Origin of the sequence: Enterobacter chuandaensis, assembly GCF_003594915.1 — a bacterium.
Lineage (GTDB): Bacteria > Pseudomonadota > Gammaproteobacteria > Enterobacterales > Enterobacteriaceae > Enterobacter > Enterobacter chuandaensis.
Genome location: NZ_QZCS01000016.1, coordinates 19521 through 43937, shown reverse-complemented (window position 1 = coordinate 43937; position 24417 = coordinate 19521). Strand labels below are relative to the sequence as shown.

The window sequence follows — 24417 nt, the reverse complement described above, 5'->3', positions numbered from 1 at the left end:
GATTAATATTAAGAGCAAAGTTTTACCCTTTTAGGATTTTCTTTATATTGACAAATAGAGAGTAAAAACCATTATCTGCGATATATCCTAAAGTGCCCGCTTTGTAATTAAATATACGTATTTCGCTTATTTACACCCTTTTGAGAATGCTCTCTTTTTTACGCGTCGTATTAAGAGAAATCTCAGCCCGACATTGCATTTTTCCCCGGTTTTATCCATGATCGAAGTGTGACATTCGTCATATAACAGAAGGTATTGCTATTACTATGGAATGGATTGCCGATCCATCAATCTGGGCCGGGCTGGTGACGCTGGTGGTCATTGAGCTCGTGCTCGGGATTGATAATCTGGTGTTTATCGCCATCCTCGCTGAAAAACTGCCCCCTTCCCAGCGCGACCGCGCGCGCGTGACGGGCCTGCTGCTGGCGATGGTGATGCGGTTACTGCTGCTGGCCTCTATTTCGTGGATGGTCACGCTGACTCAGCCTCTGTTCACCGTTCACGGTCTGAGTTTTAGCGCCCGCGATCTCATCATGCTCTTCGGCGGGTTGTTCCTGCTGTTCAAAGCCACGGTGGAGCTTAACGAACGACTCGAAGGAAAAGACAGCGAGAACCCGACCCAGCGCCGCGGGGCGAAATTCTGGCCGGTGGTGGCGCAAATTGTGGTCCTGGATGCGGTCTTCTCCCTTGATTCAGTCATCACCGCCGTCGGGATGGTGGACCACCTTGCGGTGATGATGGCCGCGGTGATTATCGCCATCACGCTGATGGTGATGGCAAGCAAGGCGCTGACCCGCTTTGTGAACAGCCACCCGACCATCGTGATCCTGTGCCTGAGCTTCCTGCTGATGATTGGCTTTAGCCTGGTTGCCGATGGTTTCGGCTTCCACATTCCGAAGGGCTATCTGTACGCTGCCATCGGCTTCTCCGTCATGATTGAAGCGCTTAACCAGCTGGCAATATTTAACCGCCGCCGGTTTCTCTCCGCTAATCAGACGCTGCGCCAGCGCACGGCCGACACCGTCATGCGCCTGCTGAGCGGCAGGAAAGAGGATGCCGAGCTGGACGCCGAATCCTCTGCCCTGCTGGCCGATCACAGCGACGGGCAGATCTTTAACCCGCAGGAACGGCTGATGATCGAGCGCGTGCTCAACCTGAATCAGCGCACGGTCAGCAGCATCATGACCTCGCGGCACGATATTGAGCATATTGACCTCACGGCACCGGAAGAGCAGATCCGCGCCCTGCTGGATAAAAACCAGCATACCCGCGTGGTGGTCACCGGCGGCGACGAAGAAGAGGAACTCCTGGGCGTAGTGCACGTAATTGACCTGCTCCAGCAGCAGCTGCACGGCGAGGCGCTCAACCTGCGCGCACTGGTGCGTCAGCCGCTGGTCTTCCCGGAAGCGCTTCCGCTGCTCTCCGCGCTGGAGCAGTTCCGCAACGCCCGCACCCACTTTGCCTTCGTAGTGGATGAGTTTGGTTCTGTGGAAGGGCTGGTCACGCTCAGCGACGTGATGGAAACCATCGCCGGTAATTTGCCTAACGAGGTGGATGAGATTGATGCCCGCCACGACATCCAGAAAAACGCAGACGGTTCGTGGACGGCTAACGGACATATGCCGCTTGAAGACCTGGTGCAATTTGTGCCGCTGCCGCTGGATGAAAAGCGGGAATACCATACCATCGCCGGTCTGCTGATGGAGTATTTGCAGCGCATCCCGCAGCCGGGAGAAGAGGTTCAGGTGGGAGACTATCTGCTAAAAACGCTGCAGATTGAAAACCATCGCGTGCAGAAAGTGCAGCTTATTCCATTGAAGGATGAGGAAGATCTGGATTTTGAGGTGTAAAAAAGCCTGACACCGTAGGCCGGGTAAGGCGAAGCCGCCACCCGGCACTACGACCGTCAAAGCTTATCCAGCAGCTTCTTCACATCCTTGCCGTTCTGGGAATCTTTATTACGATCCGCCCAGCTGTTGAGCCGACGTTTCGCTTCATCCTGCAGATGCTTACGCAGGATCTGATCCACCTGAAGGCTGTAATTCAGCGCCTGCCATTTGCCATATACGCTAAGCGGAACGGGCGTCTCTTTCAGGAAATCAATCAGCTTGCTTTCGCCCTGCCAGCCGGAAAGTACCCGGACGTTAAAGCGCGTGTCCGCCGTCTCTTTGACCAGATCCAGCGAGCCTTCCCCGGTTAATGACAGCATGGATGAGGTTCCCTGCATCCCGGCCAGCGTCAGTACCCCGTTATCCAGCGTCAGGTCAGTGGTGAAGCTGTCGAGGCGCGTTGCGCTGTCGTAGTTTTCCTGGGCTTTAACATCGCTGCTGCGCTCCACCGCCTGCTGAACCAGCTGCTGGAAGTTAAGCCCTTCCATACGCGAATCTTTCAGGTCAACATGCGCCTCGCCCTGCCACTCACGGCGGAAAGCGTCGGCATCAATTTTGGTGCCTGAAAAATCCCCCGTCAGCGTCAACTGCCCCGTCAGGGATATCGGATAGTTAAAGGCTTTCAGGATGCTGCCAATCTCAACGTTGTCGAGACGCGGCTGGAATTCGGCGCTGGCAATGTCCTTACGTACATCCAGCGTGCCCGGCAGCGAAAGATGCCCTGCCCCCATTTTTCCGCTCAACTCAGAGATCGCCAGCAACCCGTTATGGTTGAACAGCTTGCTGCTCACGTCGGTAAAATCAATGCCGCGCCAGCGCACGCTGTTGGCTTTCAGTGCAATATCCGCCGTGAAGCCGCGCAAAACGTTATAGTCAGGCTGCTCAAGGTTGGACGAAATGACCGGGCGCGACACCGGAGACTGGCTTTGCCCGGTCTGGGTCGCATCGCTGTCCGTTGCGCTAGCCGGCAGCGGTGGCAGGAGGTTTTCCAGGTTGAGCTTGTCAAACTGCAGGTTCAAAACCCACTTCGGTTTCTCTTCGAGCGTGACGCTCGCCTGCCCTTTCAGGCTGCTGTCGTTGGCCTGCAGATTGAGGTTATCCAGCGCCAGCTGTTTTTGTTCTTCGCGCCATACGGCCTGCAGCGTTCCCTGCCCGGTTATCCCCTGGGTAGGGAGATCCGCCCCCGTCAGCTGCCAGTTAAGCTGCTGGATGTCGGCCGTGAGCTGGTGCGGGTAGTCCGAGGCATTCACGCTGGCGTTCAGCGACAGCGTCAGATCGCGCTGATCGCGATTTACCCGTCCGCTAAACTCCAGCGACGCAAGATGGTGTTCATCCTGCTCCATCTGCAGGTTGATGTTGCGGACGGTGACCTGCTCTGCATCCTCATGCTGGAACACCAGCACGCTATCAGCAACTTTCAGTTTGCCAATATCAAATGACCAGCCCGTATCGGACGGTTCATCCGGTAAGGTATTCTCGCGCGGCGCGACAGGCGCATTCGCGTCGCGCACGGCTTCGGTTTGCGGGGTAAGCTGAATGACCGCGCCTTTCAGCATCACCTGATTAACCTGCAGCTGATGGGAGATAAGCGGGATCAGCGCCACATCGAGACGCATGTTGTCCGCAGAGACCAGCGGCTGTGCCGCGCCCGGTGCGGTTAACGACATGCGGCCAGAGAGAATGCTGAGCTGCGGCCAGACGTGCCAGCGCAGCGGCCCGTCAAGCTTCAGTTGGTAACCACTGCGTGCCTCGACCTGCCGCACCATGTAAGCGCGGAAATCATTCGGGTTAACCAGCAGAACCAACGCCGAAAGGCCAGCAACCAGCACCACCAGCAAAATCATCAGCGTTGTCAGAACTCTTCTCATGGCATCCTCAATGGACTAACGATCAGTCTTTATCAATACGGCTGGCAACCGCACCCTGCTGGTCGCGGTATTTTGCGTCCTGACGGCGGTTATAAGGCCTGTCTGCCGGGCCGGTGAGTGGTTCAAAGCTTAACGCACCGATCATCATTCCCGGACGCAGCGCCAGCGGCAGTTTACCGGCATTGAAAAACTCCAGCACAATCCGGCCCGACCAGCCTGGATCGATACGGTGCGCGGTCACGTGAACCATCAGCCCCAGACGCGCCAGAGAAGAACGGCCATCGAGCCAGCCGACGAGGTCCGCAGGCAGAGTCACGGATTCATACGTCACCGCCAGCGCCAGTTCACCCGGATGCAAATAAAACGCTTCGCCTTCGTCAATGACGATTTCGTCACTCATCACGCGATCGAGCGCGGCGCTGACTTCATCCTTCGGCCCGCTGAGGTCGATGAACGGCGCGGTATGACCGCTAAAGGTACGGAATTTATTCCCCAACCGTACATCAACGGTCACCCCATTGATACGCTCCACGGGAGGACGTGGGGTAATAGACAAGCGGCCTTCATCCAGCCAGGCTTCAATATCACGATCGCAAAGACGCATGGCACTTTCTCCTTTCATGCATCGTACCCTGAGCCGTTGAACGCTCAGGGTAAAACCAGGTTATCTCTGAACGGTACACAATTCGCGCGGCTTATTCAAAAAACTGGCTGATTTTCGCTTTTAAGATATCAATAGCAATGCGGTTTTTGCCCCCGCGCGGCACGATGATATCGGCGTATTGTTTGGAAGGTTCAATAAATTGCAGGAACATCGGGCGGACCGTTTTCTGGTACTGCGCCATGACCGAGTCCATCGAACGGCCGCGCTCGTTAACGTCACGCTTGATGCGGCGCATCAGGCAGATATCCAGCGGGGTATCAACGAAAATGGAGAAGTTCATGGATTCACGCAGGCGAGCGTCGGTCAGAAGCAGGATACCTTCAAGGATAATCACCTTCTTCGGCTCAATGCGGATCGTTTCCTGAGTGCGGGTGTGTTCTACGTAACTGTAAACGGGCAGTTCGATCGCCTGACCGCTCTTAAGCGCTTCTAAATGCTGGAACAGGAGACTGTGATCCATTGCATTCGGGTGGTCATAGTTGGTTTTTACACGCTCTTCCATCGACAGATGGGATTGATCTTTGTAATAACTGTCTTCGGGAATGACGCCGATATGCTCATCACCTACCTGTTCACGCAGTTCGCGATAAAGCGTACTGGCAATTAGACTTTTACCTGAAGCCGATGCGCCGGCGATGCCTATAATGACGCACTGATGAGACTTATCAGTCATAAATTTAGCGACCTGATTAACCTGGATGTGAAGGAAGGACGACGCCGGAGCGTCAAACGCGGCAATTATAGGGATTTCGCGGGCGTGATACCAGTCGAATGCGCAGGTTATGCGAGACAGCCTGAAAAGTGACGCATTGTTCCCTGAGTGAAATTTTAATGGCCGTTTTTTCAGCGCTAAACATGAATTTTTTAGCGAGTAACTATTTAATAAGTCTATGATGTCAAATTATGAGCAGTCGCCATATGAATTGTAAATTGTTTGTACTAGCATAAACCAAATTATCAAATTCACTCGTGCGGACTTCTCTCCTGACGGCATGGCGTCTCTGGATAAAGCGGTAATGAATAAACAATACCAGCGGGTTTTGGTTACTACCCCACATCCTTTATTGCGACTTGTCTGTCTGGGCCTGGTCACCTTTATCTTTACCTTATTTTCGCTGGAGCTCACCCGCTTCGGCACCCTGCTGGCCCCGCTCTGGTTCCCCACCGCGATTATGATGGTGGCGTTTTACCGCCATGCCGGGAAAATGTGGCCCGGTATTGCCCTGGCCTGTTCGTTCGGCAATATTCTGGCCTCGTGGATGCTGTTCTCCTGGGGGGAGATAAGCCTCGCCTTTACCTCAATAAACGTTATTGAGGCCTTCATTGGTGCAGTGTTACTGCGTAAGCTGCTCCCGTGGTATAACCCGCTGCAAAATTTAAATGACTGGATCCGCCTCGCCATTGGCAGCGCGCTGGTACCGCCGCTGGTGGGCGGCGTTCTGGTCTATTTGTTGGTCCCCGCTCCCGAACCGCTGCGTAATTTTATCGTCTGGGTGCTCTCTGAATCCATCGGCGCGCTGGCCCTGGTGCCGCTGGGATTGCTGTTCAAACCTCACTATCTGCTGCGCCACCGTGACCCGAGACTACTGCTGGAAACGCTGGTCACCATGGCCGTCACGCTGGCTCTTAGCTGGGCCTCCATTACCTGGCTGCCGTGGCCCTTTACCTGCGTGATCGTTCTGCTGATGTGGAGCGCCGTGCGCCTGCCGCGAATGGAAGCCTTCATGGTATTTCTGGTCACTGTTATGGTCGTGTCATTGATGATTGCCCGGAACCCGGCGGCGCTGACCACCCAACATGTGGGACCCATGCTGAACGCGCCGTGGCTGCCGTTCCTGATGCTGCTTCTCCCCGCTAACGTGATGACCATGGTGATGTATGCCTTCCGCGCCGAACGCAAACACATCACCGAAAGCGAAGAGCGTTTTCGCAATGCGATGGAGTATTCCGCCATCGGCATGGCACTGGTCAGCATTGAGGGCCAGTGGCTTCAGGCCAACAAGGCATTGTGCAATTTCCTCGGTTACAGCCAGACGGAACTGCAGTTGCTCACCTTCCAGCAGCTCACCTGGCCGGAAGATCTGCATACCGATCTGGAACAGCTGGAGCAGCTGGTTAACGGCGACATTAACACCTACACCCTTGAGAAGCGCTACTACACACGCAACGGCGAGGTCGTCTGGGCGCTTCTGGCCGTGTCCGTCGTGCGCCATGCCGACGGCTCACCGCTCTATTTCATCGCCCAGATTGAAGATATTAACGACCTGAAGCAGACCGAGTGGGTCAACAAACGCCTGATGGAGCGCATTACGCTGGCCAACGAAGCCGGCGGCATCGGCATCTGGGAGTGGGATCTGGAGCCAGACATCATCAGCTGGGATAAGCGGATGTTCGAGCTGTATGAAATCCCGCCGCACATTAAGCCCACCTGGCAGCTCTGGCACGACGCCATGCTGCCGGAAGATCGCGCGCATGCTGAAAAAGTGCTGCGAGATTCCCTGGTTTCCCGTCTGCCGTTTAAGCTGGAATTCCGTATCCGCGTGAAGGAAGGTGTGCGCCATATTCGCTCCCTGGCAAACCGGGTACTGAATAAAGAGGGTGAAGTCGAACGCTTGCTCGGCATCAATATGGACATGACCGAGGTGAAGCAGCTTAACGAGGCGCTGTTCCAGGAAAAAGAGCGTCTGCACATCACCCTCGACTCCATCGGCGAAGCGGTGCTCTGTACCGATATTGATATGAACGTCACCTTTATGAACCCGGTCGCCGAGAAGATGAGCGGCTGGCTGCAGACCGAGGCCATCGGCCAGCCGATCCTGAAGGTGTTACATATCACCTTTGGTGAGCAAGGTCCGCTGATGGAAAACATTCACAGTGGTGATATGTCCCGTTCGGATATCGACCAGGACGTGGTGCTGAACTGCCGCACCGGGGGATCGTTCGATATCCATTACAGCATTACGCCGCTCAGCACGCTCGAGGGGAAAAGTATTGGCTCGGTTATCGTTATTCAGGATGTTACTGAATCGCGCAAAATGCTGCGCCAGCTGAGCTATAGCGCGTCACACGATGCCCTGACCCACCTGGCAAACCGGGTCAGCTTTGAAAACCATCTCAAAAGGCTTCTGCAAACCGTACGTGAGACGCGTCAGCGTCATGCGCTGGTCTTTATCGATCTGGACCGCTTCAAAGCCGTCAACGATAGCGCTGGCCATGCGGCGGGGGATGCCCTGCTGCGGGAACTCTCTTCCATGATGTTAACCCTGCTCCGCTCCAGCGACGTGCTGGCGCGTCTTGGCGGAGACGAGTTCGGGCTGCTGCTGCCGGACTGCAATATTGAGAGCGCGCGCTATATCACCGGTCGCCTGATCCACACCATTAATGACTATCACTTTATGTGGGAAGGCCGCCTGCACAGGATTGGTTCCAGCGCAGGGATCACGCTGATTGATGAAAATAACTACCAGGCGTCAGACGTGATGTCGCAGGCGGATATTGCCTGTTATGCCTCGAAAAACAGCGGGCGCGGCATCGTGACGGTTTACGAACCCCAGCAGGAGCGGGACCGCAGCACGCGCAGCATGCTGTCGCTGGACGAGCAGTGGCACATGATCAAAGACAATCATTTGTTGATGATAGCCCGCAGCGTCGCCTCCCCACGCATACCGGAGAGCTGTAACTTCTGGCTGATTTCGCTGCGCCTGTGGACCAGCCAGGGCGAGGTGCAGGAGGAACATGCTTTCCGCGCGGGTCTGGCGGAGCCTGAGCTGCTGCATGCCCTTGACAGACGCATCTTCAGCGAGTTTTTCCGTAACTACGCGGCCCAGGTTGCCAGCAAGGGGATGGGCGTGGCGCTGCCGCTTTCTGCGGCCGGTTTAGCCAGCGTGACGCTGGTGGATGAACTGCTCGATCTTCTGGATAACAGCTCCCTGCCGGGCCGTCTGCTGCATCTGGTTATCACCGCCGACGTGGTGTGTCACCCGGATGAGAATCTGCAGCGGGGTTTGCAAAAGCTTCGTCAGGCGGGCTGCCGCGTGATCTTCAGCCAGACAGGACGCGACATGAACGTCTTCACCCACCTGAGCCCGAACATGGCCGATTATCTGATGCTGGATGCAGAAGTGGTGAGCAACGTATATGGCAATCTGATGGACGAGATGATGGTGACCATCGTCCAGGGCCACGCCCAGCGTCTGGGGATGAAGACCATCGCGGGTCCGTGTAATCAGCCCATCATGATGGATACGCTGTCCGGCATTGGCATCGATTTTATTTATGGCGATACCATCGCTGAACCGCAGCCGCTTGATCTACTGCTTAACACCAGTTATTTCGCCATCAACTGACGGTGCCCAGCCGTCGGTATACCAGATGTGCAGCAGCGCGTAAGAACGCCACGGCTGCCAGCGCTCGGCGTAACGACGAATCTGCGCGGGCGTCATCCCGGCAAAGCGTTGCTTAATCAGATAATCATCCGGCAGGAACACATCTTTCGCCTGCCAGCCGCGCAGGGCCAGGTAGTTTGCCGTCCAGCGTCCGATCCCTGGCCGCTGCTGTAGCGCCTTCATGCCCGCCTCAACGTCTTCAGGCGGCGTCAGCGGAAAGGTTCCGTCGACGACCGACTGCGCCAGATGAATCAGCGACTCCGCGCGTTTTACCGGCATCCCGAGCGCCTTGAGCGCCAGCGGATCGGCAACCGCCAGCGCTTGCGGGGAGGGAAAGCAGACATAACCCGGTGCATCTTTTACCGGCTCTCCGCACAGGGCGACAACGCGGGAAGCCAGTTTCGCCGCCATCGCCACGCTGACCAGCTGGCCGAGAATGGCCCGGACGCCCTGCTCGTACGCATCCATCGCCCCCGGCAAACGCAGGCCGGGCCGGGTAGCGCCGAGATCCCCCAGGGTATCCGCGATGTGCTGCGGGTTGCAGGCGAGATCGAACAGGCGCGCGATGCGTTCAAGACACGTCTGCGCAACCGGAATTAATCCCGGGCTGAGGGTCACATTCAGCGTATGGGTGGCGATATCCGGCGTTACGCGAAAAATCCCCTGATGGCCCTCGCAGGCAAAGCTGCGCTCGTAATAATCGCTCGTGACGGTTTCAATGCCCGTCACCGCACGGGCGCCGAGAAAGCCAAACATCCACTGCCAGTCGTAAGGGGGTTGCCACGTCAGGGTATACATCGCTGCTCCTTTTTTATTCCTCTCAGGATAAACGGAAAAGCGGTGTTTCGCCTTGCTTTCATATTCCTGTTGTCGCCATGCAGACATTTCGTTAAAGTCTCGCCCCTTCTCACCGGCATGGGGATTCATTGTGTTTATCGGATTTGACTACGGTACGGCAAACTGCTCGGTTGCGATCATGCAAAACGGACAACCGCAGCTTCTTAAAATGGAAAAAGAGAGCACGCTGCTGCCGTCAATGCTCTGCGCGCCTACGCGTGAAGCGGTGAGCGAGTGGCTGTTCCGCCACCATCAGGTTCCGGCTACCGCAGCGGAAACCCAGGCGCTGCTGCGCCGTGCGGTCAGCTTTAACCGCGAGGAAGACATCGACGTTACCCCGTCCAGCGTGCAGTTCGGCCTCTCTTCGCTCGGGCACTACATTGAAGACCCGGAAGAGGTTTACTTTGTTAAGTCACCGAAGTCCTTCCTCGGTGCCAGCGGCCTGAAGCCGCAGCAGGTGGCGATGTTTGAAGACCTGGTGTGCGCGATGATGCTGCATATCCGTAATCAGGCGCAGACGCAGGTCTCTGAGGAGATTACCCAGGCGGTGATTGGCCGCCCGATCAACTTCCAGGGGCTGGGCGGCGACGAGGCCAACCAGCAGGCGCAGGGGATCCTTGAACGCGCCGCACATCGCGCAGGCTTCCGCGACGTGGTGTTTCAGTACGAGCCGGTTGCGGCGGGGCTGGATTTTGAAGCCACGCTGACGGAAGAGAAGCGCGTGCTGGTCGTCGACATCGGGGGCGGTACAACGGACTGCTCCCTGCTGCTGATGGGCCCGCAGTGGCATAGCCGTCGCGACCGCGAAAACAGCCTGCTCGGGCACAGCGGCTGCCGCGTAGGCGGTAACGATCTCGATATCGCCCTGGCATTCAAGAGCCTGATGCCGCTGCTGGGCATGGGTGGGCAAACGGAAAAAGGCATCGCTCTGCCGATCCTGCCGTGGTGGAACGCCATTGCCATCAACGACGTTCCGGCGCAGAGTGATTTTTACAGCACCGCGAACGGGCGCTTCCTCAACGATCTGGTGCGCGATGCGCAGGACGCCGAGAAGGTCGCCCTGCTGTATAAAGTGTGGCGTCAGCGCCTGAGCTACCGCGTGGTGCGCACCGCCGAAGAGAGCAAAATTGCGCTGTCGGATCGTCCTGAACATGCGGTTTCGCTGCCCTTCATCAGCGACGATCTGGCCACGGCGATCTCTCAGGAGGGGCTGGAGACGGCGCTTGCTCAGCCGCTGCAGCGTATTCTGGAGCAGGTGCAGCTGGCGCTGGAGAACGGTAAAGAGAAGCCGGATGTGATCTATCTGACCGGCGGTAGCGCCCGTTCGCCGCTGATCAAGAAAGCGCTGGCGGAACAGCTGCCGGGCATTCCCATTGCCGGTGGAGATGACTTTGGCTCCGTTACAGCAGGGCTGGCGCGCTGGGCGCAGGTGATGTTTAGCTAATGCGGTTGTGCCGGGTGGCGGCTTCGCCTTACCCGGCTAAAACGATCGCCACACTCAGACCATTCCTGACAGTCTTCCATATTTCCTCCATTTTTCCGCTGTGTTAGCTGACTAAACTAGTATCATTCCCCGAAGTGTTTCAGGATGAGAACGTATAACGATGAAAGGCAGTAACAAATCCCGCTGGGCAATCGCCGCTGGCATCATTGTGGTGGCCGTTGCCGCCGCCTGGTACTGGCACAGCCAATCCGCAAATTCCGCAGCCCCCGCTGGTGCCAATAACGCATCGCAGCGCCCGGCAGGCGGTGGCCGTCACGGCATGCGTGGCGGCGCGCTGGCACCGGTACAGGCTGCCACGGCGATGAGTAAAGCCGTTCCGCGTTATCTGACCGGTCTCGGCACGATTACCGCCGCGAACACCGCGACGGTGCGCAGCCGCGTTGACGGCCAGCTCATCGCGATCCACTTCCAGGAAGGGCAGCAGGTCAAAGCCGGCGATCTGCTGGCCGAAATCGACCCGAGCCAGTTTAAGGTCGCCCTCGCCCAGGCGCAGGGGCAGCTCGCGAAAGACAAAGCCACCCTCGCCAACGCCCGTCGCGATTTAGCGCGCTACCAGCAGCTGGTGAAAACCAACCTCGTGTCACGTCAGGAGCTGGACACCCAGCAGTCGCTGGTCAGCGAAACGCAGGGCACCATCAAAGCCGACGAAGCTGCCGTAGCAAGCGCACAGCTGCAGCTGGACTGGAGCCGCATCACCGCGCCGATTGACGGGCGCGTCGGCCTGAAGCAGGTCGATATCGGCAACCAGATCTCCAGCGGCGACACCACGGGCATCGTGGTGATCACCCAAACCCACCCGATTAATTTAGTCTTCACCCTGCCGGAAAGCGATATCGCAACCGTCATGCAGGCGCAGAAAGCCGGTAAAGGCCTGGTGGTGGAAGCCTGGGACCGCACCAACAAGCAGAAGCTGAGCGAGGGTACTCTGCTCAGCCTGGACAACCAGATCGACACCACCACCGGCACCATCAAGCTGAAGGCGCGCTTTGATAACCAGGACGATGCCCTTTTCCCGAACCAGTTCGTCAATGCGCGAATGCTGGTTGCGACCGAAGATAACGCTGTGGTGATCCCAACGGCTGCGCTGCAGATGGGTAACGAAGGTAGCTTCGTCTGGGTACTTAACAGCGACAATAAGGTCAGCAAGCACCTGGTGAAAACCGGGATTCAGGACAGCCAGACGGTGGTCATCGCCGCCGGCCTTTCCGCGGGCGACCGCGTAGTCACCGACGGCATTGACCGTCTGACCGAAGGGGCCAAAGTGGAAGTGGTTGAACCTGCGAAACAGGGAGAGAAATCCTGATGCAGGTCATGCCGCCAGGCTCTACAGGTGGGCCGTCACGCCTGTTTATCCTCCGTCCTGTCGCCACCACGCTGCTGATGGTGGCGATCCTGCTCGCCGGGATTATCGGCTATCGCTTCCTGCCCGTGTCGGCGCTGCCGGAGGTGGATTACCCCACCATTCAGGTGGTGACGCTCTACCCTGGCGCCAGTCCGGACGTGGTGACGTCCGCCATTACCGCTCCGCTGGAGCGCCAGTTCGGCCAGATGTCCGGGTTAAAACAGATGTCCTCCCAGAGTTCCGGGGGGGCATCCGTCGTGACGCTGCAGTTCCAGCTGACGCTGTCGCTGGACGTCGCCGAGCAGGAGGTGCAGGCCGCCATCAACGCCGCCACCAACCTGCTGCCGTCGGACCTGCCTAACCCACCGGTCTACAGCAAGGTGAACCCGGCGGATCCGCCGATCATGACCCTCGCCGTCACCTCCTCCGCCATGCCGATGACGCAGGTGGAAGACATGGTCGAAACCCGCGTGGCGCAGAAAATTTCTCAGGTCTCCGGCGTCGGCCTCGTCACCCTGGCGGGCGGCCAGCGTCCGGCGGTACGCGTGAAGCTGAACGCGCAGGCCATCGCCGCGCTGGGCCTGACCAGCGAAACCATCCGCAGCGCCATCAGCAATGCTAACGTCAACTCGGCAAAAGGCTCGCTGGACGGCCCGACCCGCGCGGTCACCCTCTCGGCGAACGACCAGATGCAGTCCGCCGACGAATACCGTCAGCTGATTGTGGCCTACCAGAACGGCGCGCCGATCCGCCTGGGCGACATCGCCACCGTGGAACAAGGCGCGGAAAACAGCTGGCTCGGCGCGTGGGCCAACAAGCAGCAGGCGATCGTGATGAACGTGCAGCGTCAACCGGGCGCCAACATCATCGAAACCGCCGACAGCATCCGCACCATGCTCCCGCAGCTGATTGAAAGCCTGCCAAAATCGGTCAGCGTGAAGGTGCTTTCTGACCGCACCACCAACATTCGAGCGTCGGTCACCGACACCCAGTTTGAGCTGATGCTGGCGATTGCGCTGGTGGTGATGATCATCTACCTGTTCCTGCGCAACGTCCCGGCAACCATTATCCCCGCCGTCGCCGTACCGCTCTCGCTGGTCGGCACCTTCGCGGTGATGGTGTTCCTCGATTTTTCGATTAATAACCTGACGCTGATGGCGCTGACCATCGCCACCGGGTTCGTGGTGGATGACGCCATCGTCGTTATTGAGAACATTTCGCGCTATATCGAGAAAGGCGAAAAACCGCTGGCCGCCGCGCTGAAGGGCGCGGGGGAAATCGGCTTTACCATTATCTCACTCACCTTCTCGCTGATTGCGGTGCTGATCCCGCTGCTGTTTATGGGCGATATTGTCGGGCGGCTGTTCCGCGAGTTTGCCGTGACGCTGGCGGTCGCCATTTTGATCTCCGCCGTGGTGTCGCTGACCCTGACCCCGATGATGTGCGCCCGCATGCTGAGCCACGAGTCCCTGCGCAAGCAAAACCGCTTCTCCCGCGCCTCCGAGCGAATGTTCGAGCGGATTATTGCCGCCTACGGTCGCGTGCTGGCGAAAGTGCTGAACCATCCGTGGGCCACGCTCGGCGTGGCGCTGGGAACCCTGGCGCTCAGCGTGATGCTGTGGATTTTTATTCCGAAAGGTTTCTTCCCCATTCAGGATAACGGCATTATTCAGGGCACGCTTCAGGCTCCGCAGTCGGTCTCCTTCGCGAATATGGCGCAGCGCCGGCAGCAGGTGTCTGACATCATCATGAAAGACCCGGCGGTGGAGAGCCTGACGTCCTACGTGGGGGTGGATGGCACCAACCCGTCGCTCAACAGCGCGCGTCTGCAGATCAACCTCAAGCCGCTGGATGAGCGCGACGACCGCGTGAACGCCGTCATCGAGCGCCTGCAAAGCGCCGTGGCCCGCGTGCCGGGCGTTGAGCTTTACCTGCAGCCGATTCAGGATCTGACCATTGACACCCAGGTCAGCCGCACGCAGTATCAGTTCACGCTCCAGGCTACGTCGCTTGATGCCCTCAGCACCTGGGTGCCGCAGCTGGTTGAAAAACTTAACACCCTGCCGCAGCTCGCCGACGTCAGCAGCGACTGGCAGGACAAAGGGCTGGCGGCCTACGTGAACGTCAACCGCGATACCGCCAGCCGTCTGGGCATTACCATGGCAGACGTGGATAATGCCCTGTACAACGCCTTCGGTCAGCGCCTTATCTCCACCATCTACACCCAGGCAAACCAGTATCGCGTGGTGCTGGAGCACAACACGGAAAACACGCCCGGCCTTGCCGCGCTGGATTCGGTGCGCCTGACCAGTAAAGACGGCGGTATTGTGCCGCTGAGCGCTATCGCCACGGTGGAGGAGCGCTATACCCCGCTGTCGATTAACCATCTGGATCAGTTCCCGTCCACCACCATTTCATTTAACGTGCCGGACGGTTACTCGCTGGGCGAAGCGGTGGAGGCCATTCAGAGCGCTGAAAAAGCGGTAAGCTTCCCGTCCGATATTCAGACCCAGTTCCAGGGCAGCACGCTGGCGTTTCAGGCCGCGCTGGGCAACACCGTCTGGCTGATCGTCGCGGCGGTCGTGGCGATGTACATCGTGCTTGGCGTGCTGTACGAAAGCTTTATCCACCCGATCACCATCCTCTCTACCCTGCCGACGGCAGGCGTGGGGGCGCTGCTGGCATTGATGCTGGCGGGCAGCGAGCTGGACGTCATAGCCATCATCGGCATTATCCTGCTTATCGGGATCGTGAAGAAAAACGCCATCATGATGATCGACTTTGCGCTGGCCGCCGAGCGCGAGCAGGGCATGTCGCCGCGCGATGCCATCTTCCAGGCCTGCCTGCTGCGTTTTCGCCCGATCCTGATGACCACGCTGGCCGCCCTGCTGGGGGCGCTGCCGCTGATGCTCAGCACCGGCGTCGGCGCGGAGCTGCGCCGCCCGCTGGGTATCGGTATGGTCGGGGGGCTGCTGGTGAGCCAGGTGCTGACCCTGTTTACCACGCCGGTGATCTATCTGCTGTTTGACCGCCTGGCGCTGTGGACCAAAAGCCGTTTCCCGAAACGTGAAGAGGAGGCGTAAGTGAAGTTTTTCGCCCTCTTCATTTACCGTCCGGTGGCGACGATTTTACTCTCCGTCGCCATCACCCTTTGCGGCGTTCTGGGCTTCCGGCTGCTGCCCGTCGCCCCGCTGCCGCAGGTGGATTTCCCGGTGATCATGGTCAGCGCCTCGCTGCCGGGTGCGTCGCCGGAAACCATGGCGTCGTCGGTCGCCACGCCGCTGGAGCGTTCCCTTGGGCGGATTGCGGGGGTCAACGAGATGACCTCCAGCAGCTCGCTGGGCAGTACGCGCATCATTCTGGAATTTAGCTTCGACCGGGATATTAACGGTGCGGCGCGTGACGTGCAGGCGGCGATCAACGCCGCGCAAAGCCTGCTGCCGAGCGGGATGCCGAGCCGTCCGACTTACCGCAAGGCCAATCCGTCCGATGCGCCGATCATGATCCTGACGCTGACCTCGGACACCTATTCTCAGGGGCAGCTCTACGACTTTGCGTCGACCCAGCTGGCGCAGACGATCTCACAAATCAACGGCGTGGGCGACGTGAGCGTCGGCGGCAGTTCCCTGCCCGCCGTGCGCGTGGGGCTGAACCCGCAGGCGCTGTTTAACCAGGGCGTGTCGCTGGACGACGTGCGCTCCGCCATCAGCAACGCCAACGTGCGTAAACCGCAGGGGGCGATTGAGGACGGCAGCCATCGCTGGCAGATCCACACCAATGACGAGCTAAAAACCGCCGCGGAATACCAGCCGCTGATTATTCACTACAACAACGGCGCGGCGGTGCGCCTGAGCGACGTCGCCAGCGTCACCGACTCGGTGCAGGACATGCGCAACGCCGGGATGACCAACGCTAAACCGGCCATTCTGCTGATGATCCGCAAGCTGCCGGAGGCGAACATTATCGAGACGGTGAACAGCATTCGCGCCCGCCTCCCGGAGCTGCAGGAGACCATCCCGGCAGCAATCGATCTGCAGATTGCCCAGGATCGCTCCCCGACCATTCGCGCCTCGCTTGAGGAGGTGGAGCAGACGCTGATTATCTCCGTCGCGCTGGTGATTCTGGTGGTGTTCCTGTTCCTGCGATCCGGCCGCGCGACGCTTATCCCGGCGGTGGCCGTGCCGGTCTCGCTGATCGGTACCTTTGCCGCCATGTACCTGTGCGGGTTTAGCCTCAACAACCTGTCGCTGATGGCCCTGACGATCGCCACGGGCTTCGTGGTGGATGATGCCATCGTGGTGCTGGAAAACATTTCCCGCCATCTGGAAGCGGGCGTGAAGCCGCTTCCGGCCGCGCTGCAGGGCACACGCGAGGTGGGCTTTACGGTGCTCTCCATGAGCCTGTCGCTGGTGGCGGTATTTCTGCCGCTGCTGCTGATGGGCGGGCTGCCGGGCCGGTTGCTGCGCGAATTTGCCGTCACGCTGTCGGTTGCCATCGGGATTTCGCTGGTGATTTCTCTGACGCTTACGCCGATGATGTGCGGCTGGATGCTCAAGCGCAGCAGGCCGCACTCGCAGCCGCGCCGCAAAGGCTTTGGTCGCTTTCTGATGGCGATGCAGGAAGGCTACGGCAAATCGCTGAAGTGGGTGCTGAACCATACGCGGCTGGTCGGGCTGGTGCTGATCGCCACCATTGGGCTCAACGTCTGGATGTATATCACCATCCCGAAAACCTTCTTCCCGGAGCAGGATACCGGCGTGCTGATGGGCGGTATTCAGGCGGACCAGAGCATTTCATTCCAGGCAATGCGCGGCAAGCTGCAGGACTTTATGAAGATCATTCGTGAAGACAACGCCGTGGATAACGTGACCGGCTTTACCGGCGGGTCGCGCGTTAACAGCGGGATGATGTTTATTACCCTGAAACCGCGCGGCGAGCGCAACGAAACCGCCCAGCAGGTGATTGACCGCCTGCGGGTGAAGCTCGCCAAAGAGCCGGGGGCAAACCTGTTTTTGATGGCCGTTCAGGATATCCGCGTCGGCGGACGACAGGCGAACGCCAGCTACCAGTACACGTTGCTCTCGGACGATTTAGCCGCCCTGCGCGAGTGGGAGCCGAAGATCCGCAAGGCGCTGGCCGCCCTGCCCCAGCTGGCGGACGTGAACTCCGATCAGCAGGACAACGGCGCCGAGATGGCGCTCACCTACGACCGCGAAACCATGTCGCGGCTGGGCATTAACGTCGAAGCCGCTAACAGCCTGCTGAACAACGCCTTCGGCCAGCGCGAGATCTCCACCATCTATCAGCCGATGAACCAGTACAAGGTGGTGATGGAGGTGGATCCGCGCTACACCCAGGACATCAGCGCGCTGGATAAAATGTTTGTGATTAACAGCGACGGCAAGGCGATACCGCTCTCCTACTTCGCCAGCTGGCGGCCAGCCAACGCGCCGCTGTCGGTGAACCATCAGGGGCTTTCAGCAGCGTCGACCATCTCCTTTAACCTGCCCGCCGGTTCGTCGCTTTCCGAGGCCAGCGACGCGATCAACCGCGCGATGACGCAGCTTGGCGTGCCCTCCACCGTGCGCGGCAGCTTTGCCGGGACCGCGCAGGTGTTCCAGGAGACGATGAACTCGCAGGTGATTTTGATTCTGGCGGCGATTGCCACGGTCTATATTGTGCTGGGCGTGCTGTATGAAAGTTACGTTCACCCGCTGACCATCCTCTCGACGCTGCCGTCGGCGGGCGTGGGGGCGCTGCTGGCGCTGGAGCTGTTCGGCGCGCCGTTCAGCCTGATCGCGCTCATCGGGATCATGCTATTAATTGGCATCGTGAAGAAAAACGCCATCATGATGGTGGACTTCGCGCTGGACGCCCAGCGCAACGGCAACCTGACGCCGGAGGAGGCGATCTTCCAGGCCTGCCTGCTGCGTTTTCGTCCGATCATGATGACCACCCTGGCGGCGCTCTTTGGCGCGCTGCCGCTGGTGATTTCCGGCGGCGACGGCTCAGAGCTGCGCCAGCCGCTGGGGATCACCATTGTCGGCGGTCTGGTGATGAGCCAGCTGCTGACGCTGTACACCACGCCGGTGGTCTATCTGTTCTTTGACCGCCTGCGGCTGCGCTTTTCGCGTAAAAACAGAACCACGGTGACCGGGTAAATGACTGAACTTCCCAGCAACGTTCGCTGGCAATTGTGGATAGTCGCCTTCGGCTTCTTTATGCAGTCGCTGGATACGACCATCGTCAACACCGCCCTCCCTTCGATGGCGAAAAGTCTGGGGGAGAGCCCGCTGCATATGCATATGGTGATTGTTGCCTACGTGCTGACGGTTGCTGTGATGTTGCCTGCCAGCGGCTGGATGGCGGATAAAGTGGGCGTGCGGAATATCTTCTTTACCGCCATCGTGCTGTTTACCACCGGCTCACTGTTTTGCGCCCAGGCCAACACCCTCGACCAGCTGGTGATGGCGCGCGTGCTGCAGGGCGTCGGCGGGGCGATGATGGTGCCCGTCGGGCGGCTAACGGTGATGAAGATTGTGCCGCGCGAGCAATACATGGCGGCGATGACCTTCGTCACCCTGCCCGGTCAGGTGGGGCCGCTGCTGGGCCCGGCGCTGGGCGGCATTCTGGTGGAGTACGCCTCCTGGCACTGGATCTTCTTAATCAATCTTCCTGTTGGCATCATCGGCGCTATTGCCACCCTGACGCTGATGCCGAATTACAAAATGCAGACGCGGCGCTTTGATTTCTTTGGTTTTATTCTGCTGGCGGCGGGCATGGCGACGCTGACCCTGGCGCTCGACGGGCAAAAGGGGCTGGGCATTTCGTTCCTGACGCTGGGCGTTCTGGTTGCCCTCGGCCTTACCGCCATTGGATGGTATTTGCGGCACGCTCGCGGTAATGACAAGGCGCTGTTCAGCCTGAACTTGTTTAAAAACCCCACCTACCGTCTTGGCCTGTTCGGCAGCTTCGCCGGACGTATCGGCAGCGGCATGCTGCCGTTTATGACGCCCGTGTTTCTGCAAATTGGGATGGGATTTTCGCCGTTTCATGCGGGCCTGATGATGATCCCGATGGTGCTCGGCAGCATGGGAATGAAGCGCATCGTGGTGCAGGTGGTGAACCGCTTTGGCTACCGTCACGTGCTGGTGACAGCCACGCTGGGGCTGGCGCTGGTGAGCCTGCTGTTTATGGCCGTGGCGCTGATGGGCTGGTACTACGTCCTGCCGCTGGTGCTGTTCTGCCAGGGGATCGTCAACTCCATGCGCTTCTCGTCGATGAATACCCTGACGCTGAAGGATCTCCCGGACGAGCTGGCGAGCAGCGGCAACAGCCTGCTGTCGATAATCATGCAGCTCTCCATGAGCGTCGGCGTGACCATTGCCGGTTTACTGCTCGGCATGTACGGCCAGCACCATCTCAGCGTCGACACGCCCGTGGCGCATCAGGTCTTTTTATACACTTATCTCAGCATGGCGGTGATTATCGCCCTGCCCGCCGTCATCTTCGCCCGGGTGCCGGATGATACCAGCAAGAACGTCGTGATCGGGCGCGGCAAAAGGAGTGGCTCATGAAATTCTGGCGTCCGGGCATTACCGGCAAGCTCTTCGTGGCGATATTTGCCACCTGTATCGTCCTGCTGATCACCATGCACTGGGCGGTGCGGGTCAGCTTTGAGCGCGGCTTTATTGACTACATCAAGCATGGCAACGAGCAGCGCCTGCAGGGCTTAAGCGATGCGCTGAGTGAACAGTACGCCCAGCACGGCAACTGGCGTTTTCTGCGTAATAATGACCGCTTTATTTTCCAGATCCTGCGCTCGCTGGAGCACGATACCGGTGACGATCGTCCGGGGCCGGGCATGCCGCCGCACGGCTGGCGCACCCAGTTCTGGGTGATCGACCAGGACATGCGCACGCTGGTTGGCCCGCGCGCGCCGATACCACCGGACGGCACCCGCCGGGCGATTAAGGTGAATAACGCGACCGTCGGCTGGGTGATCGCCTCGCCGGTGGAGCGTCTGACGCGCAACACCGACATTAACTTTGACCGCCAGCAGCGCCGGACCAGCTGGCTGATTGTCGCCCTCTCCACGCTGCTCGCCGCGCTCGCCACCTTCCCGCTGGCGCGCGGTCTGCTCGCCCCGGTGAAACGGCTGGTGGAGGGCACGCACAAGCTCGCCGCCGGGGATTTCACCACCCGCGTCGATACCCGCAGCCAGGACGAACTGGGCAAGCTGGCGCAGGACTTTAACCAGCTTGCCAGCACGCTGGAGAAAAACCAGCAGATGCGCCGCGACTTTATGGCCGACATTTCTCACGAGCTGCGCACCCCACTGGCGGTGCTGCGCGGCGAACTGGAGGCGATTCAGGACGGCGTGCGCCAGTTTACGCCGGAATCGGTGGCCTCTCTGCAGGCGGAGGTGGGCACGCTCACCAAGCTGGTGGACGATCTCCACCAGCTCTCTATGTCCGACGAAGGCGCGCTGGCCTACCAGAAGGCGCCCGTTGATGTCATTAACGTACTGGAGGTGGCGAGCGGCGCCTTCCGCGAGCGCTTTGCCAGTCGCAACCTGAAAATCGATCTCTCCCTGCCGGACAGCGCGGTGGTATTCGGCGACAAAGACCGGCTGATGCAGCTGTTCAACAACCTGCTGGAGAACAGCCTGCGCTACACCGACAGCGGCGGCGGGCTGCATATCTCCGGCAGACAGGAAAACGGACGCTTCGCCCTCACCTTCGCCGATTCCGCACCCGGCGTGCAGGACGCGCAGCTGGAAAAACTGTTTGAACGCTTTTACCGCACCGAAGGCTCCCGCAACCGCGCCAGCGGCGGTTCCGGCCTGGGGCTGGCGATTTGCGTTAACATCGTCGAGGCGCATAATGGCACCATTCGCGCCGCCCATTCGCCTTTTGGCGGGGTTAGCATTACAGTAGAGTTACCTCTGGAACGGGATTTATCGAGGGAAGCATGACCGAGTTACCGATTGACGAAAACACGCCGCGCATTTTGATTGTCGAAGACGAACCCAAACTTGGGCAGTTGCTGATCGACTATTTACGCGCGGCCAGCTACGCCCCTTCGCTGATCAGCCACGGCGACCAGGTGCTGCCATACGTGCGCCAGACGCCGCCGGACCTGATCCTGCTGGATCTGATGCTCCCCGGCACCGACGGCCTGACCCTGTGCCGGGAGATTCGTCGCTTCTCCGACGTGCCGATCGTCATGGTCACCGCCAAAATTGAAGAGATTGACCGCCTGCTGGGGCTCGAAATTGGCGCAGACGATTACATCTGCAAGCCCTACAGCCCGCGTGAAGTGGTCGCCCGCGTGAAAACCATTCTGCGCCGCTGCAGGCCGCAGCGCGAGCTTCAGGTGTTGGACGCCGAAAGCCCGCTAATTGTCGACGAAAGTCGCTTCCAGGCGAGCTGGCGCAGCAAGCTGCTGGACCTGACGCCAGCGGAGTTCCGCCTGCTGAAAACCCTCTCCCACGAGCCGGGAAAAGTCTTCTCCCGCGAGCAGCTGCTGAACCACCTGTATGACGATTACCGCGTGGTGACCGACCGCACCATCGACAGCCACATCAAAAACCTGCGCCGCAAGCTGGAGGCGCTGGACACCGAGCAGTCGTTTATTCGCGCGGTGTATGGCGTGGGGTATCGGTGGGAAGCGGATGCGTGCAGGATTGCGTGACAAAATTTCCCCCCTCTCCCCTTTGGGGAGAGGGTTAGGGTGAGGGGCAAAGCTTTACCTCCCTCCCCCGCAGCGCTACAATGCCCGCCCTTAAAGTAGGGGATCTCCCCTTACCGCTGCACCTGGTGTATGCGGATCTGACCTGTCATCAGAACGAGAACAAACATGTTTAAACCGGAACTCCTTTCCCCGGCGGGAACGCTGCAAAATATGCGTTACGCTTTCGCCTATGGTGCCGACGCCGTGTATGCGGGCCAGCCGCGCTACTCGCTGCGCGTGCGTAACAACGAATTCAACCACGAGAACCTGCAGCTCGGCATCAACGAAGCGCATGCCCTGGGCAAAAAATTCTACGTGGTGGTCAACATCGCGCCGCACAACGCCAAGCTGAAAACGTTCATCCGCGACCTGAAACCGGTGGTGGATATGGAGCCGGACGCGCTGATCATGTCGGACCCGGGTTTAATCATGCTGGTTCGGGAGAACTTCCCGGAGATGGATATTCACCTCTCCGTACAGGCTAACGCCGTCAACTGGGCGACGGTTAAATTCTGGAAGCAGATGGGGCTGACCCGCGTCATTTTGTCTCGCGAACTGTCTCTGGAAGAGATCGAAGAGATCCGCACTCAGGTGCCGGATATGGAAATCGAAATCTTCGTTCACGGCGCGCTGTGCATGGCCTACTCCGGTCGCTGCCTGCTCTCCGGCTATATCAACAAGCGCGACCCGAACCAGGGCACCTGCACCAACGCCTGCCGCTGGGAATATAACGTCCAGGAAGGCAAAGAGGACGATATCGGCAACATCGTCCACAAGCATGAGCCTATTCCGGTGACCAACGTTGAGCCTACGCTGGGCATCGGCGCGCCAACCGATAGCGTGTTTATGCTTGAAGAAGCCAAACGTCCGGGCGAGTACATGACCGCCTTTGAAGACGAGCACGGCACCTACATCATGAACTCGAAAGACCTGCGCGCCATCGCCCACGTTGAGCGTCTGACCCAGATGGGCGTACACTCCCTGAAGATCGAAGGCCGCACCAAATCCTATTACTACTGCGCGCGTACCGCACAGGTGTACCGCAAGGCCATCGACGATGCGGCAGCCGGTAAACCGTTCGATACCAGCCTGCTGGAAACCCTGGAAGGGCTGGCACACCGTGGTTATACCGAAGGCTTCCTGCGCCGTCATACCCACGACGACTACCAGAACTACGAGCACGGCTACTCGGTTTCCGAGCGCCAGCAGTTTGTCGGCGATTTCACCGGCGAGCGCAAAGGCGCGCTGGCGGCCGTCGCGGTGAAAAATAAGTTCACCAAAGGCGATAGCCTGGAGCTGATGACCCCGCAGGGCAACATGAACTTTACGCTGGAGCATCTGGAAAACGGCAAAGGCGAAGCGATTGACGTGGCGCCGGGTGACGGTCATACCGTCTGGCTGCCGGTTCCGGAAGAGGTGGAGCTGAAGTTCGCGCTGCTGATGCGTAACTTCAACGGTGAAAGCACCCGAAACCCACACGGCAAATAGTTAAGCAGGGAAATTTTTTCGCGCTGGGATAATTCTTAGAATCGGATCACATACCGCTTCGTTCAATACGGGTATTATCCCCCCGCTGAAAAACATAACCCATAAATGCTAGCTGTACCAGGAACCACCTCCTTAGCCTGCGTAATCTCCCTTACGCGGGCTTATTTTTTGCCTTCTCTCTCCTCAACCCAGGCAATGAGTTCGTCGATTTGCTTCTCTGAGAACACGGCGATCCCATTCTCAGCGAGCAATGATGCAGCAACCCCTCTCCCCGCTTTCTGTATACCGCGAAACGATCCGTCATAAATAAACTGACTGCCGCACGTTGGGCTGCCATCGGTTAACAATGCAGCGCTACAACCCGACGCCTGAGCAGCGCGTAGCGCGAGCCAGGCTGCAAGCTGATAATGTTCAGTCACATCCTGCCCTGTATTTTCAATAATTCTGGCTTGTCCGTGCATCACGTCTTTGCCATCAGCGGACATAATCTCTGCCGGAGGACGAGGTATAGGCAGCCCGGCCGCAAGTTCAGGGCAGTGGATAACCAGACGTTGTTCCTGGTGCCAGCGAGCGAGTTGCCCATTCATTCGCGCTTTTTCACTTCCGTTATAACGGACCCTGAAGCCCATCAGGCAAGCGCTTACCAAAATTTTATTCATCATCACTTTCCTGTGATTACATTAATCTCATCGCTGAAGTGTAACG

At 58.9% G+C, this 24417-nt stretch carries 15 protein-coding genes; 10 read left to right on the top strand and 5 right to left on the bottom strand.

The annotated features are described in order from the left end of the window. Positions 1-266 precede the first annotated feature (266 nt). Entirely contained in the window at positions 267-1850 is a 1584-nt protein-coding gene (locus D5066_RS19660) for a TerC family protein (RefSeq protein ID WP_119916965.1), read from the top strand. A gap of 56 nt (positions 1851-1906) precedes the next feature. Here D5066_RS19660 and asmA read toward each other — a convergent pair whose 3' ends face one another. The 3 genes from asmA to udk all read right to left on the bottom strand — a co-directional run bounded on the left by asmA (position 1907) and on the right by udk (position 5094). Further along, entirely contained in the window at positions 1907-3757 is a 1851-nt protein-coding gene (gene asmA, locus D5066_RS19655; RefSeq protein ID WP_119916964.1) for an outer membrane assembly protein AsmA, read from the bottom strand. 22 nt (positions 3758-3779) lie between these two features. Continuing rightward, complete coding sequence (gene dcd, locus D5066_RS19650; protein WP_020883257.1) at positions 3780-4361, bottom strand: dCTP deaminase; 582 nt, start codon at positions 4359-4361, stop codon at positions 3780-3782. Positions 4362-4452: 91 nt separating this feature from the next. Continuing rightward, positions 4453-5094 (bottom strand): uridine kinase, encoded by a 642-nt coding sequence (udk, locus tag D5066_RS19645; RefSeq protein ID WP_008500855.1) that lies wholly within the window; start codon positions 5092-5094, stop codon positions 4453-4455. A 343-nt stretch (positions 5095-5437) separates the two neighbouring features. Between udk and D5066_RS19640 the strand changes: the two genes are divergently transcribed. Beyond that, a complete protein-coding gene (locus D5066_RS19640; RefSeq protein WP_119916963.1) occupies positions 5438-8767 on the top strand; it encodes a diguanylate cyclase in 3330 nt (1109 codons plus the stop codon). Here D5066_RS19640 and alkA read toward each other — a convergent pair. After that, positions 8732-9604 carry a DNA-3-methyladenine glycosylase 2 gene (gene alkA, locus D5066_RS19635; protein WP_119916962.1) on the bottom strand — a complete coding sequence of 291 codons (873 nt, stop codon included), beginning with the start codon at positions 9602-9604 and terminating at the stop codon, positions 8732-8734. The two genes, D5066_RS19640 and alkA, sit on opposite strands and share 36 nt — an antisense overlap. 130 nt (positions 9605-9734) lie before the next feature. Here alkA and yegD point away from each other — a divergent pair, with 130 nt between their 5' ends. The 8 genes from yegD (at position 9735) to trhP (ending at position 23712) form a co-directional block, all read left to right on the top strand. Further along, positions 9735-11087, top strand: a complete 1353-nt coding sequence (gene yegD, locus D5066_RS19630) for a molecular chaperone (RefSeq protein ID WP_119916961.1) — start codon at positions 9735-9737, stop codon at positions 11085-11087. Between the two features lie 160 nt (positions 11088-11247). Continuing rightward, positions 11248-12450, top strand: coding sequence for an MdtA/MuxA family multidrug efflux RND transporter periplasmic adaptor subunit (locus D5066_RS19625; RefSeq protein WP_119916960.1), 1203 nt, complete (start codon positions 11248-11250; stop codon positions 12448-12450). Further along, positions 12450-15572, top strand: a complete 3123-nt coding sequence (locus D5066_RS19620) for an MdtB/MuxB family multidrug efflux RND transporter permease subunit (protein WP_119916959.1) — start codon at positions 12450-12452, stop codon at positions 15570-15572. Before D5066_RS19625 ends, D5066_RS19620 begins: the two co-directional genes overlap by 1 nt. Then, the gene (gene mdtC, locus D5066_RS19615) at positions 15573-18650 is read left to right on the top strand and encodes a multidrug efflux RND transporter permease subunit MdtC (protein WP_119916958.1); all 3078 of its coding nucleotides are present in this window, start codon (positions 15573-15575) and stop codon (positions 18648-18650) included. After that, a complete protein-coding gene (locus D5066_RS19610; protein WP_119916957.1) occupies positions 18651-20066 on the top strand; it encodes an MFS transporter in 1416 nt (471 codons plus the stop codon). It abuts the gene before it with no gap. Beyond that, a complete protein-coding gene (gene baeS, locus D5066_RS19605) occupies positions 20063-21466 on the top strand; it encodes an envelope stress sensor histidine kinase BaeS (protein WP_061097656.1) in 1404 nt (467 codons plus the stop codon). Before D5066_RS19610 ends, baeS begins: the two co-directional genes overlap by 4 nt. Then, positions 21463-22185 carry an envelope stress response regulator BaeR gene (gene baeR, locus D5066_RS19600; protein ID WP_080329690.1) on the top strand — a complete coding sequence of 241 codons (723 nt, stop codon included), beginning with the start codon at positions 21463-21465 and terminating at the stop codon, positions 22183-22185. Before baeS ends, baeR begins: the two co-directional genes overlap by 4 nt. A gap of 165 nt (positions 22186-22350) precedes the next feature. Further along, a complete protein-coding gene (gene trhP / locus D5066_RS19595; protein ID WP_119916956.1) occupies positions 22351-23712 on the top strand; it encodes a prephenate-dependent tRNA uridine(34) hydroxylase TrhP in 1362 nt (453 codons plus the stop codon). A gap of 161 nt (positions 23713-23873) precedes the next feature. Here trhP and D5066_RS19585 read toward each other — a convergent pair whose 3' ends face one another. Continuing rightward, the gene (locus D5066_RS19585) at positions 23874-24374 is read right to left on the bottom strand and encodes a 2-thiouracil desulfurase family protein (RefSeq protein ID WP_119916955.1); all 501 of its coding nucleotides are present in this window, start codon (positions 24372-24374) and stop codon (positions 23874-23876) included. Positions 24375-24417: the final 43 nt, after the last annotated feature.

Excerpts from the sequence above, each read along its gene's own strand:
- alkA (WP_119916962.1), bottom strand. The coding sequence starts at position 9,604 with ATGTATACCCTGACGTGGCAACCCCCTTACGACTGGCAGTGGATGTTT.
- D5066_RS19620 (WP_119916959.1), top strand. The coding sequence starts at position 12,450 with ATGCAGGTCATGCCGCCAGGCTCTACAGGTGGGCCGTCACGCCTGTTT.
- D5066_RS19640 (WP_119916963.1), top strand. The coding sequence starts at position 5,438 with ATGAATAAACAATACCAGCGGGTTTTGGTTACTACCCCACATCCTTTA.
- D5066_RS19625 (WP_119916960.1), top strand. The coding sequence starts at position 11,248 with ATGAAAGGCAGTAACAAATCCCGCTGGGCAATCGCCGCTGGCATCATT.
- baeR (WP_080329690.1), top strand. The coding sequence starts at position 21,463 with ATGACCGAGTTACCGATTGACGAAAACACGCCGCGCATTTTGATTGTC.
- baeS (WP_061097656.1), top strand. The coding sequence starts at position 20,063 with ATGAAATTCTGGCGTCCGGGCATTACCGGCAAGCTCTTCGTGGCGATA.
- D5066_RS19660 (WP_119916965.1), top strand. The coding sequence starts at position 267 with ATGGAATGGATTGCCGATCCATCAATCTGGGCCGGGCTGGTGACGCTG.
- D5066_RS19610 (WP_119916957.1), top strand. The coding sequence starts at position 18,651 with ATGACTGAACTTCCCAGCAACGTTCGCTGGCAATTGTGGATAGTCGCC.
- trhP (WP_119916956.1), top strand. The coding sequence starts at position 22,351 with ATGTTTAAACCGGAACTCCTTTCCCCGGCGGGAACGCTGCAAAATATG.
- asmA (WP_119916964.1), bottom strand. The coding sequence starts at position 3,757 with ATGAGAAGAGTTCTGACAACGCTGATGATTTTGCTGGTGGTGCTGGTT.
- dcd (WP_020883257.1), bottom strand. The coding sequence starts at position 4,361 with ATGCGTCTTTGCGATCGTGATATTGAAGCCTGGCTGGATGAAGGCCGC.
- udk (WP_008500855.1), bottom strand. The coding sequence starts at position 5,094 with ATGACTGATAAGTCTCATCAGTGCGTCATTATAGGCATCGCCGGCGCA.
- D5066_RS19585 (WP_119916955.1), bottom strand. The coding sequence starts at position 24,374 with ATGATGAATAAAATTTTGGTAAGCGCTTGCCTGATGGGCTTCAGGGTC.